The organism is Clostridium algifaecis, from assembly GCF_017874415.1.
Taxonomy (GTDB): domain Bacteria; phylum Bacillota; class Clostridia; order Clostridiales; family Clostridiaceae; genus Clostridium_B; species Clostridium_B algifaecis.
In genome coordinates, this window is sequence record NZ_JAGGLM010000006.1 from 29,424 (window position 1) to 45,656 (window position 16,233).

Consider the following 16,233-nt stretch of genomic DNA (forward strand, 5'->3'; position numbering starts at 1 on the left):
TAATTTTATATATTTACAATTATTTTATGTATTCCATCGTTTAAAAATGGAATTATATTATTTTTCATTTTTTCTCCATCGACAAAAATTCCTTTATGGATATCTCTTGCTATTTTAATGTCATATATGCATTTATCTTTTTTATACTTTATGCTGTATTCTTTCCAGCTGTCAGGAATACATGGCTTTACAGTAAAACCTTCCTTGCCTTTAAACTTAAATCCAAGTATACTTTCCATGCCTGCTCTATACATCCAGCCTGCAGCACCTGTATACCAGCTCCATCCACCTCTTCCTTCATTATTTTTAGAATTATATACATCTGCCGCAATTACATAAGGCTCCAATTTATACACTCTGCAATCCAAATAAGATTTGCTGTGATTTATTGGATTCAACATACTGAATATATCATATGCCTGATTATTATATCCCATATCGGCAAATGCAATTATTGACCATATAGCTCCATGAGTATATTGACCTCCATTTTCTCTTATACCAGGTAAATATCCTTTTATATACCCAGGCTCTAAATTTGAATTATTAAAAGCAGGCGTCAAAAGCAGAACAATGCCTTTATCCTTTTTAACCAAATTTCTGTATAAAGCCTCCAGTGCTTCTTTTGCCCTTGATTCTTTTGCAGCTTTTGATATAACTGCCCAGGCTTGAGCTATACAGTCAATTCTGCATTCATCATTTTCCATTGAACCTAGTGAAGTGCCATCATCAAAATAAGCTCTCTTATACCAGCTTCCATCCCATGCATTTTTTTCCAGGCTATCTTTTATAAAATTTTTAAGTTCTTTATACCTTTCAGCATTTTTTATATCCATATTATAATTACATATAGGTATAAATTTATCTAATATATCATATAAGAACCAGCCAAGCCATACACTTTCACCTCTGCCTTTATTACCTACTGTACTCATTCCATCATTCCAGTCTCCAGAACCCATAAGAGGAATATTGTGTGTTCCGAACTTACACGCTCTGTCTATTGCTTTAATACAGTGCTCATAGACAGAACCTTTTTTATCTGAAACCCTGGATATATTGTATCTCTCATCTTCATTTTCTTTTAAAATACTGTCTTCCAGATATTTCGTCTCTTCTTTCAATACACTATAATCTCCTGTATTTTCTATATAATCTGCTGTTACATATGGAAGCCAGAGAAGATCATCTGAAAATTTCGTCCTTATACCACTATCTACAACTGGATGCCACCAATGTTGTACATCACCTTCTAAATATTGTCTTGTAGAACTGTATACTATATGCTGTCTTGTTATATCCGGGTTTAGATAGCCAATTGCCATTACATCCTGAAGTTGATCTCTAAAGCCATATGCTCCTCCTGATTGATAAAAGGCTGTTCTTGACCAGTATCTGCAGCTAAGCGCCTGATATATAAGCCATCCGTTGAGCATAATATTCACTGATTTATCTGGGGTATTCACCTGTATCCTTCCAAGAAATTCCCTCCAGAATTCTTTAGAATGTTCAAGCTCCTTCTCTGCAATACCTGGCTCATTATACTTTTTTATAATTCTTTCTATATTGTCCTGTTTATCTTCCTGTCCCAGTAAAACTACCAATTGTTTTTCTGAATTAGGTTTCAGGGTTACACCTACACTTTCAGATAAACATGGATCAAATCCAGCTCCTACTTCATCTGACAATTTTTCTTTTCTAAGTCCTCCTGGATCTTTAAAACTACAGCCCCTGCCTATGAATTCTTCTCTATTTCCCGTGTAGGATATCTCTTCTCCTCCGATAATTTTTAAATAACATATCAGTTTTCCAAAATATTGGCTGTATGGATTTCTTGCATAAATATACTGGTTATTTGGTTCAAAGCCTGTAAATATATATTGGGCTGTCTGTTCATGGGCAACACCTAAAACGAGTTTTGCATAATAACTTAAAGAAAGTTTTCTTATATTTTTACCAATATTTTTTAATTTTATTGTACATACTTTTACACTTTCATCCATATCCACAAACATAGTAACTTCTCCACATATGTCACTTACAGTATGCTTAAAATTAGAATATCCGAAGCCATGTTCTATAACATATTCTCCACCATCCCTTATAGGTTTAGGTGATATGCTCCATACTCTTCCTGTCTCCTCATCTTTTATATATATAGCTTCTGATTCTCCATCTACTACTGCATCATTCGTCCATGATGTCAATTTATTTTCTCTGCTGTTCTTATTCCAGGTATAGGCAGCTCCTCCTTCTGATACATGAAATCCAAAACTTTTATTTGATATTACATTTATCCACGGAGCAGGTGTATTATTGTAATCTTTAAGCACTATAATATAGGAATCGCCCTGTTTTGAAAATCCACCCAAGCCATTAAAGTATTGTAATTTTGATGTATCAATTCCATAACTAAATGTAGACTTCTCTGCCTGCTGTGATTTAATTTCATTTTTATAAATTTCATTACTTTTAATCTCATTTTCTTTTATGTGCTTGAATAAATCTCTATTTGCACTATCCACAACAAGTCTTGCTATAGCCATTATAAGCTCAATATCTTCTTCTTTCATGGTTTCTTTATTATAAACAAATACTCCACCAAATTGGTTCTTCTTGTTTCTAAGATGGCTTGAATCTATGAGCTCGTTTATCTCATTTTGCATTGGCTGAACATAAGAATTTCCTTCTAAATTAAGTATAACAAGATCTACTTTCAATCCTTTTAGTCCCCAATACTCATGTGCACATAAAATTTGTCTAACCAAATATATATCTTTTTTATTTCTCGTTATAAGCAATATTATAGGCAAGTCACCTGAAATCCCATAAGGCCACAGTGAAGATTGCCCTTTCTGTATATTCATAATATGCTTGCTTCTATCCTTTAGAAGCCTATTTAAAAACAGTATTCTTGATGCCATTATTTGATACATGCTAATTCTGGATGCCTTTAAGCCAAGATACTGAGTTTGCATATTCATTTCATTTTTAGAAAGCTCAAATATTCTATTTATGTTACCCATATTCCCATATTTTTCAGCCAAATCTATGATCTTTTCTCTCGAATTTGAAACCGCTACAGAGTATGCAATTCTACATGTTTTACCAGGTTGTATTTTCATCCTGACTCTCAAACTAATTATAGGATCAATTACTGCTCCAACCGTCATGGTAAGCTGCGTGTCATTATCCATAGCTTTAGGATTTGAAATATCTCTATTTCTTCCTATAAAATTTTCCCTGCTGGTCTCATACTGTACTGAACCGATTTGAGTACCTTCTACTGCAGCAGTCTGCATAAGCCAATTTTTTTCTGCTCCCTTAGTTCTAGGTCTCCTGCTCGCCATCAAACACATTGGACTCTTTAAAAATTCTGTCTCTATAAACAAGTTGCTAAATGATGGATGAACCAAATCTGCACTATAAGGAGCCAGTGTAACTTCAAGATAACTTGTAACTTCAACTTCTCTTACATGACTGCTATTATTTGTTATTGAAATTTTTCTGATTTCTACATCATCTTCCTGAGATACAGTAACTTCCGTATAGGTTTTTAGATTTCCGTCTTTTCTCTCAAATTCAGCTTTGTCTTCTGAAAATACAACCTTGTAATCCTCGCCCGTATATTTGCACGGTTCGTAAGCCGCACTCCAGTATTCATTTGAATTTATATTTTTTATATAAAAGAACATTCCTGTATCATCTAAAGTAGAATCTTCTCTCCACCTGTAAACTGACATTTCATCTTTTTTACTATACCCGCTTCCGCTATTTGTTATCATAATAGAATAACTTCCATTTGACATTATATTTGTTTCAGGAAATTTTGTATTTGCAGTAGTATATTTTCTTTCTGCCATAAGAAAATTTTCTTTTTTAGAGTATACGGATTTCTTTTTTTCTCTTCTATCATACACAATAGTTTTTGGCATTTTTTCTTGAAGCAATAATTCTACAGCTTTTACCCTCGGTATACTATGAAATCTTTTTTGGATTATATTATCATTTAATGAGTTGTCAAGTGACATAAGACTCATTCCCTGGTGATGTATCATAAAACATTTTACTATTTTCCTTTTATTTTTTTCTAAATGTCCTCTAGTATAATCTACAGATTCATATAATCCATATCTTCCCTTTAATCCATCAGCAATTAATCTTTTAATATTATAAAATGCATCTTTTTTATTCACTTGAAGTGCCATAACAGATGCATATGGTGCAACAATTCTTTCGTTTGCCATATTTCTATCTAATCCTATGTCCGGCACTCCTATAGCTTTATACTGATATGCAGAGTTAGCATCAAAGCTATAGTAAGCACACTCAGATATTCCCCATGGAATGCCCATTTTCTTTCCATAACTTTTTTGAACTTCAACTACATTTTTATAAGTTTCGCCAAGAAGAGTACCTGGAAATGACTTCATTATAATAAGAGGCATCAAATATTCGAACATAGTACCTGACCAGGATACTAGAATTTTTTCTTTAAATGCAAGTGCCATGGATCTGCTTAATTTAAACCAGTGATTTTTCTCTATCTGACCTTTTGCTATAGCTATAAAACTTGCCTGCCTTGCCTCAGAAGCTAAAATATCATAATAGCTTTTATCTTGAAAGCTTTTATCTGCATCGTATCCTATAGAAAAAAGCTGTCTTTTGCTATCATATAGTACTGTGAAATCATGAGAGTCATCAATAGCTTTAAATCTTTCTATTAAATCTTTAATTTTAGATATTAAAGTATTTATATTTTCAAGACTTATTTTTAGATTGTTTCTAAACTTTTCTATTTCATCTTCATTAGAATATGTCTTAAAATAATCAATTGCCTTTTCTAAATTCCCTGGTATATCCTCAACAGGTATATCACAGGTAACTTTATAAAGAATATCTTTAATTTCTGCTGACTTATCTTGTTTATTTGAATTTTTATAAAAATCATCATTAACCCATTGTAAATATTTATTGATAAAATCAGTAAAGTCATTTAAAGTTTCTTTAAGTTTTTTATTCCAGTATAAATTCTTATACTTTTTTAATACCTCATCACACTTTTTCTGTAAATCATCCAAAAAATTTTGAAGCATATAAATGTTCATTTCTTTTTTTTCATTAATTTGATTTATATTTTCATTATAAATACCTTTTATTTCATTTATATTTTTAATTTCCTGTTGTGCCAAATTTATAGTATCATATACACCACGAATAAAATTTTTATTCAAAATAGGTGATTTTAGATACCCAGAAAGAGTTTCTTCTGTAAGCCATACATAACAAACCAGGTTACCACTATCCACTGTAGATATATAATTGTGAAGTGGTTTTTTTGATTTTATATCGTACCAATTATAAAAATGTCCTTTAAATCTATCCAGACTTTCCATATTAGAAACTATTTTTTCAAGTCTAAATTGAAGTTTATCCAAAGTTATATATCCCAAGTCATATGCAGCTGTATTTGAAGTTATCCCCATTGCCATATTAGTCGGCGAAGTTCTATATGCTATACCCAACTTTGGATATTCTTGATAATTATCAGGAGAGAGCCAGTTGGTTTCTTCTGAAACAAAATCTTCAAAATATGCCCATGTTCTCCTTGCAATTTCTTTTAAAATGTTATTCTGTTTCATGCTCAAATCATCTTTATTAACTTTTTTATCCATACTTATTTTATATGCAATATATGGTGACAAAAACCATACAATGCAGGATGGCATCATTAAAAAGCCCGTAAATTTAGAATTATAAAAAGCCAAGATTCCAATAAATAATCCTATTAGACTGCCTGAATACATAGTTCTTATATAGTCGTAAAATGTCTTGCCTGAATTCATCTCTACATCTGCCGCAGTAGTCCATTGAAGTAGATGTTTTCTACTTACAAAAAGCCTGTATAAAGTTCTAATTATAGCATCTAACATCAAATATGCCTTGTATGGTAAAAATATAAATATAAGCAAAAACTGTTCAAGTGCAGTTTTAAAATTATCAACTTTTCCTGAAAGACTTATTCCCCTAGATGGCATTACAACACAATCTGATGCATTAAAAAATACAGGACACATGAGAGTTATCAGCGCTATAGTAAGACCTTTGTCTGGATTTTTAAATACAATAATAGACCAGAAAATAAGCATTATTATAAAAGGTGCCAGTAAGCTTCTCCTTAAATTATCAACTATTTTCCATCTTGATAATCCATTTAATTTACTTTTTTTAAAGATCCAAGGAATAAGCTGCCAATCACCCCTAACCCATCTATGCAGTCTTTTGGAACTCGAATTGTAATATGCAGGATATCCATCTATAAGTTCAACATCTGTTAAAAGTCCAGCTCTTACATAAGAACCTTCCAAAAGATCATGACTTAAAACTGAATTTTCAGGTATCTTATCCTTTAATATGTTCATAAAAATATCTACATCGTAAATTCCTTTTCCTGTAAATATTCCTTGATCAAATAAATCTTCATACACATCAGATACAGCATTTGTATATAAATCTATTCCAGTATCTCCTGAAAAAATACTGGAATAGATAGTCTTGTTTGCACTTAGAGTGCCTACACTTACTCTAGGCTGCATAAGTCCATGTCCTCTCACTATTTTGCCATTAATTACGTATGGTTTATTTAAAACATGTGCCATGGCACCTACAAGCACTTTTGCAGTATCTTTCGGAAGTTTTGTATCTGCATCCAACGTTATTACATATTTTACTTTGTATAAATTCTTTATATCTCCACTTATAACATTGTAACTCGTGGATTTGTCTCCTCTTATCAAAGAATTGAATTCCATAAGCTTTCCACGTTTTCTTTCCCATCCTATCCATTTTTCTTCTTTTTCATTGTATTTTCTATACCTATTTAAAAAATAAAACTTGTCATTTTCACCATTTGAATACTTATTATTCAATCTTTTAATCATATTTAAAGCTGTTTTGAGTATTAATTCATCTTCAGGTTCATGCTCTGATGTGCTGTCCTTGAAATCTCCTAAGATTGCAAAATATAAATTTTTTTCCTCGTTAGAAAGATAATAAACCTCCAGTTCATCTATAAGACTTTTTAATCTGGAAACACTTTCAATCAATGTAGGTATGACAACAATAGTGCTGTATTCTTCAGGTATCTCATGTTTAAATTCTATTTTAGGTATAAAATTAGGATTGGTAAGTCTGCTTATGCTCCAGTTAAATATAGATATAAATACCTCGCTTATTGGTATTAGCAATACTAAAAAAGTTATAATATATTTCCATGAAGTATTGTAACTTTCAGAATATATATCCATATAGCTTACAATTAAACTAATAACTCCAGTTACAGTCAATATGGTATATATATACAATTTCTGAGTAAATATGCTGCTGTATGCCGGAATATTTTTCTTGCTTTGATCTATAGAATTTCTTAAAACTCCTACTCCATCATCGATTATATAATAGCCTACGTGCATTTCATATTCTTCTACATTATTTCCACTATCTTTATCATCTGCAGCCTTTTGTGCACATTGTACTGCTTTTTTCGCTATGAGTACTTCTGAAATTCCTAATTTTCTCGATAATTTTTCTATTCTATGCCTATAGTAATCTCTGGAATAAAAGTCCATATTTTCATATAATTTAATAGGATCCTTTTTAAGTATTTCTTCTACATAACTCAATCTTTCAAAATTCTCTCTCCAATTTAGAGATGAAATGTTTCTTATTCCATTAAAAGAATTGCTCATTACAATCTGATAATTACTCTGATTTTGATGATCAATATTTACCATCATATCAAAAGTCTTATCCTGTTTTACAAGTTCATCATCTATCCATTTATAAACTTCTGGATTTTCTATAAAATTATCTCTAAGTATTTTTATAAGTTTTTCTGTAAGGGAAGGTGTAAATTTAATATCTTCTTTTTTAAACTTTTCAATTTGTTCAGATACATGATTTTTTCCTTTTAAGCCTTCGTCATTGCATAAATTTATTATACTGTTTGCTATAACTTCTCCTCTGTTTTTTTCTTTCTGTATATAAACTATATTTTCTACAGACCTACTTATATTTCTAATCAAAGCTATTCTAAGCATTACCGGAAATAGCCATAGCTCTCCGCTTGTAAGTACTGTATTTTTCTGATATTCATTTAAGAAATTTTCTATTTCATTTTCACTGATTTTTCCATAATCCCTGTTTAACATTTCAACTGCAATATGGTACACCCTCGGATAGCCTTTCATGTATCCTTCATCAATAACAGGTAAATTTTTATAATATGGGCCCATCATATTACACTTTATATCCTTGTATTCTCTTTGAATTAAGTACATATTGTCAAGAATCCACCTGGCACATGAAATTATTTCCTTGCTTTTATCAATTTCATTATCTAAAAAGTTATAATTTTCCAGTATGCTATTATAAGATTTATCTAGATTATTTACTAATTTTCTTCTGCAATTTTTTATTTTAATTTTTAAAGGAATGGATGATATTTTTTGTGCATGCTCACTTAATTCTTTTCCAGCATCACTTGCTGTATACATATCTTCCACTATATTTTGATTTCTATATTTTAAAATGTAGATCGTAAAATATAAAAGTATACAAATTAACATTAAACCTATTAAAATAGTACTATAATAAAGCATAAAAAAATTCATCCTTTCTTATGAAAAATATTAACTTTGCTTTGATTATTGTTCCCAATAATCCACAAAATATTAATTCATAGAAAGAATGAACCTACCTGAAATATTAATTCACTAAAGCATTAATTCATTCTGTATTATATCCTTTAGATCTTGCCTCTTGCAAACCAACTTCGTTTTTTCATTATTTACAAACACAACTGCCGATCTTTCAGCTTTATTATAATTACTGGCCATGGAATAACCATAAGCCCCTGTAGTAAATACAGCTAAAATATCGCCTCGTCTTACCTCGGGAAGCTCTACATTTTCTATTAATATATCACCAGATTCACAGAACTTTCCTGCTACAGTCACTTTCTCTTTAAAATCAGATTCCATTCTATTTGAAATGGCACATTCATACTCAGCTCCATATAAAGCTGGCCTTATATTATCTGCCATTCCACCATCTACAGATACATATTTTCTTACACCCGGAATATCCTTTATAGCTCCAACCTTGTAGAGAGTAGTACCTGCATTTCCGACAATCGATCTTCCTGGTTCAATTACCAGACTTGGAAGTTTCATTTCAAGTTCATCTGCTTTATTTTCTGCTTTATTTAATATAATGGAGCAAAATTCTTCTATGGATTTAGGCTTGTCACCATCTACATAATATATTCCAAAGCCGCCTCCCAAATCAAGTTCATCTACAGCAATCTTAAATTTATCTTGAATATTCTTTATAAATGACAGCATAACATCAACTTCTTCACAATATGGCTCCACCTCAAATATTTGAGAACCTATATGGGAATGCAGTCCTGAAAAATGTATATTTGAAAGCCTCAATGCTTTTTCTACTGCCTCTTCAGCTTTGCTATCTACTATAGTAAATCCAAACTTTGAATCTATCTGACCTGTTTTTATATAGTCATGTGTATGTGCTTCTATGCCTGGTGTAATCCTCAGAAGTATATCTTGAACTTTACCTTCTTCTTTAGAAATATCATTTATACTTTCCATTTCTTCTAAATTATCTACTACAAACTTTCCAGTTCCCAATCTAACTGCCATTTTAATTTCATCAATAGTCTTATTGTTTCCATGGAAATAAATTCTTTCCATTGGAAAGTTGCTCTTATATGCAGTAAATAGTTCTCCTCCTGATACTACATCAAGATACAGTCCTTCACTATTTATAAGCTGACACATTGCAAGAGTTAAAAATGCTTTTCCTGCATACGCTACTTTATTTGTACCCTTTTCTGATTTAAAAGATGTATAATATCTTCTACACTTATCCCTAATTAATTTCTCATCCATTACATAAAGAGGTGTACCAAACTTTTCTGCTAGGTCTACCGAATTTACACCATCGATATACAAAATATTATCTTTAACTTTCATATTATCAAATAATTTCAAGAAAGTTTCCTCCTAAATTTCCATAGCATTTTATAGATTGAATTCATTTGCTACTATTTTAACCGTTCTAAGCTTATCTTCATGTTTTATTGCACATGTTACCCTTATTTCAGATGTAGTTATCATCTTAACTTCTATATTGTTCTCTCTGAATAATTTAAACATCCTAGCTGCAACTCCAGATGTAGTCTTCATTCCTATACCTACTATAGAAAATTTAGTTATATCCTCATCTATATCTACCTGACTTTTTATATCACAATGTTCTTTTAGTATATTCAAACACTCTTCTAAATCTATCTTTGGTATTGTAAATGATATATTTATTTTATTATTTATAGGTGCGGTCTGACTTATCATATCTATATTGATTTTTTTATTTGCTATATTTTCAAATAAGTTAGATATCAAATTTATATTTCCATCGATATCTTTTACAGTTACAGCTATATCCTCATCGCTAGTAGCAATCCCTGTTACTGGCTTATTTTCCATATTCATATTACTTTCCTCCTTTATGATCGTTCCTCTTATTTTACTATTACTTAATCCAACATATATTGGTATACTATATTTTTGTGCAAGTTCTATGGATCTAGGGTGCATTACCTGTGCACCAAGACTTGAAAGCTCAAGCATTTCCTCATAATCTATTTCATATAGTTTGCTTGCATCTTTATGTTCTCTTGGATCTACACTATATATTCCATCAACATCGGTGTATATTTCACAAAGTCCATTCAATTTTACAGCTATAGCTACAGCCGTTGTATCAGATCCTCCCCTTCCAAGTGTAGTTATATCTCCATCTTCATTTATTCCCTGAAAACCAGCTGCAATTACTATTTTTCCTTCATCAAGACTCTTTTTTATTTTGTCTACATTGATGTCGTCTATAAGAGATTTACCAAACTGTCCACTTGTTTTTATATTTATTTGATATGCTGTATAGCTTACAGCATCACATCCTAATGACTTTATAGCCATAGCAAGAAGTGCTGCGGATCTCATCTCTCCTGTAGATAAAAGAGCATCCAATTCTCTCTTATCCGGACTGCTTGTAACTTTATTTGCAATATCTATGAGTTCATCTGTAGTATCTCCCATAGCTGACACTACAACAACCATACTATCACCGGAATTTTTTCTATCCGTTACAGTCTTAGCTATAGCTTTTATTTTTTCTACTGTACCAACAGAACTTCCACCATATTTTTGAACAATAATTGCCACGATATCACTCCTTAAAAATTTATAAAATAAATGCAGCAAAGGAAACACCTCTACTGCAAAAATATCGCAATGTTGTGTTACCTTGTAGCTCTCCACCAAATATATAAAAATTAGTGACAGATTTACACATATTTTATGTAAACCCAAAGATTAATTTTGCCAAATTAATCTTTTCGGCTGTAGTTCCTTTTTTTGATTCTTAACACCTGCCGGCTAAAATCAAATACTCCTAATTACAGCACCTCTACCCTAGGTAGACCGTTATTAAATTTTCCATAAGTGTACCATAAATATTTACACATTTCAACTATATTTTTATAAATCGTAAAATTTTTTAAAACTTTTTATTGAATATGAGTAATCTTTTACCCCTCCAAGTTCTCTTACAGAATGCATTGAAAGTATTGCGAGTCCCATATCTACAGACGCAATATTAATGTGACTTGAAGATATTGGTCCTATAGTTGAACCTCCCCTTTCATCAGAGCGATTTACAAATGTCTGTACAGGAATTCCAGCTTCACTGCATATACTTTTATAAACTGCACTTGATACACCGTCTGTAGTATAACTTTGACTGGCACTTAACTTTATTACAGGGCCTTTATTTATTACAGGTCTATTTACAGGATCACATTTTTCCTGATAATTCGGGTGGAGTGCATGACCTAAATCACAAGATATCATAAACGACCTGGATATAGCTCTATAAAATTCATCTTTGTCTTTATCAAGATTAATTGCTATTCTCTCCAAAATTGAATATAACATAGGAGAATTAGCACCCTGTTTTGTAGTACTTCCAACTTCTTCATTGTCAAAACATACCATTACATTTGTGCTCATATTTACTCTAGAATCTGAAATTGCTTTTATACCTGCATACACCATACTTAAATCATCAAGTCTTCCAGATGATATGAACTCTCTGTCTGCTCCAAGTATACTTCCTTTTTGAAATTCATATAAGAACAAATCAAAATCCAGTATATCTCCTTGAGGTACAGATAATTCATTTGCTATTATTTCAGCTAAATAATGACCTCTTTCAAATTCATCACTTACAAGTGCCAAAAGTGGCAGTAAATGTTTCTGCCTGTTCAGTTCAATACCTGAATTTATATTTCTATTCATGTGTATAGCCAGGTTAGGTATTATCATAAGAGGTCTATTTATATTTATAAACTTTACATCCGGACAGAACGGATTTTTTCCCTTTAGCACAACCCTTCCTGCTATTGAAAGCGGTCTATCCATCCATGTGTTAAGTATAGGTCCCCCATAGACTTCCGTGTTTAACTTTACATATGAATTTTCGATTTCAATATCCGGATTTGGTTTTATTCTAAAACCAGGTGAATCAGTATGAGCACCTATTATTCTAAAACCATCTTTTTCAAGTTCACCATTTCCAACTACAAACGCAATTAATGCAGAATTATTCTTAGTCACAAAATATTTTCCACCAGTATGTAATTCCCAGGATTCATCTTCTTTTATTTCAGTAAATCCGCTCTTTTCAAGTGCAAGTTTTGCGTTATTTACAGCATGAAATGATGTAGGACTTTCATAAATATAATCTATAAGTTCTTTTGCTTCTTCAATTTGAAAATTTTCCATAACATCCTCCAATTAAAATTTTATTACATTTTCATCCTGAAACCTTTAGTAGAAGCTACCTCTCTACCTATCATAACTATTTTTCCTGTGATGCAGTTAACACAATGTGCAGGTGTATCACCTGTACATATTTTTCCAGGATAGAGAGCATACAGTTTTCTGTATATTCCCTCCGTAACATTTGGCATAACTACATTTGCACCACTTCTTAAAGTTAAAGTTCTCCCATCTTTATTTAATGTCTCCATAGCTGTAGTTGCCGGTATATTTATATCAGGCATTAAAAGTCTCATTATGGCTACAATTTTACGTGCAATTTCAAATTTTCCACCATCTGCATCCTTTAGAGGAGTATCTGCATTAGGTATAAACGGGCCAACACCTACCATGTCTGCATCTATTTCTTTAAAAAACAGTATATCATCTGCCAGTGATTCCATGCTCTGATTAGGGAGCCCTATTAAGCATCCCGTACCAACTTCATAGCCAAGTTTTCCTAAATCCCTAATACATTTTTTTCTATTTTCGTGGCTCATTCCAGGATCCATAGCTCTGTAAAGTTCAGGATCTGTAGTTTCTATTCTTATAAGATATCTGTCCGCCCCTGCTTTTTTTAAAGCCTTATATTCTTCAAATGTCTTTTCACCTATGCTAAGAGTTATAGCTACATCCATCTTTTTTATATTTGATATGATATATTTTAATATATCAACAGTATAATAGTCATCTTCTCCAGACTGCATTACTATGGTTCTATATCCATATCCAACTGCTTTTCTAGCTAATTCTATAATCTTATCCGGCGGTATTCTGTATCTTTCTATATTCTTGTTTGACCGTCTAAGTCCACAATACATGCAATTTCTCTTGCATATATTTGAAAATTCTATAAGGCCTCTCAAGTGTACTTCATTCCCAACATATTTTTCCCTAACCCTATCTGCTGCTTTAAAAAGTTCATCGTCATATTTGCTTTCTTTAATCAATCTTACGATATCGTCTTTCTCCATATAATGACTTTTTTCAGCATTTTCTATCACACTTAATAAATTTTTCATAAAATCCAAATCCTTTCTGAAAAATTTAGCTTTAAAATACACCGTGAGCCTTATATACACATAATTTATGCAAGGCTCTCGTACACATAATGTATTTAAGTTTGTCTTCACTATCATTTGAAAAATTATCTATCATTATAACTGCATCAAATTCCAATCCCTTTGCAAAATAGCTTGGAATTATTATTTCTCCCTTTGAATATATCATATATTCCCTGTCAAAAACATTTATATGTATCTTTTGCTGAATTAGTTTGCTTAATGCTTCAGTTTCTTTTAAAGATCTGCATATTACGGCTATACTTTCATAACCTTCATCTCTCAGTTCCATAATGTTCTTAACTATTTTTTCTGCAAGTTCAGGCAAATTATCAATTTTAAATTCATCAACTTTTTCACCGTTTCTCACTCCTACAGATAATTTGTTTGAGCTTACATATTTATCCGCATATTTCATGATTTCATTTGTGGATCTATAGCTGGTTTTAAGCAGAAATTTTTTTACATCCACATCATCAAATAAATTTTCCAAGTTAATCATTGCGGTCTGTTCTTTAAATGGCAAAATACTCTGACTTACATCGCCAACTATAGTAAATGATTTACAATTTGTAAGTCTTCTTATAACTATAAATTCCAGAGGTGAATAATCCTGAGCTTCATCTATTACTATATGTCTTAAATGTTCCTTATATTTTAATCCTTCCAGCTCAATTTTCATATAAAGTATAGGTGCTAAATCTTCATATATAAGTTCCTGATTTCCATTAAAATCATTATATATATCAATAACATCAGGATTTTTCAACCTATTTAATTGTTCATTTTTAATCTTCAGAGATTCTTCTACTACTTTTCTAATTTCATTTTTCTCTTTGAATTCAAGATTTGCTGCGTTGATGTTGAGTTCTTCTTCTGTCATACTTTTTATTAGATAATTATAACCTTCTTGTATTTTTCTTACCCTTATATTTCTCTCTTCTTTTATTTTAGAATATATTATACGAATTATTCTACTGCTCCTTTTGAAAAGAGGCATTTTTTTAAAATATACATTAAACATATCTTCTATTTCTGACTTTTCAACTAAAACTTTATTATAAAATTTTACATCAGAAACCTTAAAATAATTTTTTTTCAGGTTATCTATCAAGCTATCAATCGCATTAATATATTCCATGGATCTCTTATATTTAATTTTTTTCGTAAATTCGCAATTGTTTTGCAGCACATTTTCCATATACCTTTTAAAGTCCATTATTCCATCTATCTCAATTATTTGAGAAGCAAATTTTCTAAAGGTAGTCTGTTCTACCCCTTCTTCACCAAGACTCGGAAGTATTGTGGAAATGTAATCCATAAATATACTATTAGGGCCAAATATAAGTACTTTATTCTGAAGCTCACTTCTATAATTATAAAGGAGATATGCTACTCTATGAAGTGCTATTGTAGTTTTACCACTTCCTGCCACTCCATCTATAACTACAACTCCTTTTCTTGGCTGCCTTATCAAATCATCTTGTTCTTTCTGTATTGTCATAACTATATTTTTTAATTTCTCATTCGCATTTTTACTCAAAACATACTGAAGTATCTGATCCTTTACATTTAATATTGAATCAAACATTCCTGTAAGTTTACCTTTTTTTATAATAAATTGCCTTTTAGAAATTATATTTACATCTTCTTCACCTTCAGGAGCATTATATTTTGCTTCCCCCAATTTATCCTGATAAAATAAAGAGCTTACAGGTGATCTCCAGTCTACTACAATTGGTGTACATTCATTCATGTCAGTAATTCCAAATCTACCTACATATATATTTTCTTTTCCATATTTATCTTCAAAATCAACTTTTCCAAAGTAGGGGTAATCTTTTAGAATATTGAACTCTCTCAACTTTTTATCTATAACCTTATATTGTTCTTCCTTTATAAACAACTCATGGTTAAAATATTCTATTTTCTTATCCTCATCATATTTATACTCTTCTAAACTCTTTTCTCTATAATTTAAGATAAAGTTTGCAACTTTTTTTCTAGCACTAATAAACATTAAAATTTGATCGTTTATTTCTTTTATGACTTCACTTAATTTGTCTTTTTCATTGTTTATCTCAATTTCCTTTTTAAGTTCATTTTCCAATTCACTATTTTTCATAATCATATCTCCACATTAATAAAATATTAAAATCTCTGAATAATATATAATATCCACTTTTAAATTCTAGAGAATTAAAGTGGAT

General features: G+C 30.9%; 6 protein-coding genes and 1 riboswitch. All 6 genes read right to left on the reverse strand.

From position 1 onward, the window contains the following. Positions 1 to 5 precede the first annotated feature (5 nt). Positions 6 to 8,660: a glycoside hydrolase family 94 protein gene (locus J2Z42_RS06345; protein ID WP_209701811.1), complete on the reverse strand. Its 8,655-nt coding sequence runs from the start codon at positions 8,658 to 8,660 to the stop codon at positions 6 to 8. Positions 8,661 to 8,774: 114 nt separating this feature from the next. After that, positions 8,775 to 10,073, reverse strand: coding sequence for a diaminopimelate decarboxylase (gene lysA / locus J2Z42_RS06350; protein WP_209701812.1), 1,299 nt, complete (start codon positions 10,071 to 10,073; stop codon positions 8,775 to 8,777). Positions 10,074 to 10,103: 30 nt separating this feature from the next. Continuing rightward, positions 10,104 to 11,306: an aspartate kinase gene (locus tag J2Z42_RS06355; protein ID WP_209701813.1), complete on the reverse strand. Its 1,203-nt coding sequence runs from the start codon at positions 11,304 to 11,306 to the stop codon at positions 10,104 to 10,106. Between the two features lie 77 nt (positions 11,307 to 11,383). Further along, positions 11,384 to 11,561: riboswitch (Lysine riboswitch) on the reverse strand. Positions 11,562 to 11,621: 60 nt separating this feature from the next. Next, positions 11,622 to 12,926, reverse strand: a complete 1,305-nt coding sequence (locus J2Z42_RS06360) for a M18 family aminopeptidase (RefSeq protein ID WP_209701814.1) — start codon at positions 12,924 to 12,926, stop codon at positions 11,622 to 11,624. A gap of 23 nt (positions 12,927 to 12,949) precedes the next feature. Further along, positions 12,950 to 13,984, reverse strand: a complete 1,035-nt coding sequence (gene hydE, locus J2Z42_RS06365; RefSeq protein WP_209701815.1) for a [FeFe] hydrogenase H-cluster radical SAM maturase HydE — start codon at positions 13,982 to 13,984, stop codon at positions 12,950 to 12,952. A 31-nt stretch (positions 13,985 to 14,015) separates the two neighbouring features. Next, entirely contained in the window at positions 14,016 to 16,148 is a 2,133-nt protein-coding gene (locus J2Z42_RS06370; RefSeq protein WP_209701816.1) for a HelD family protein, read from the reverse strand. Between the last annotated feature and the right edge of the window lie 85 nt (positions 16,149 to 16,233).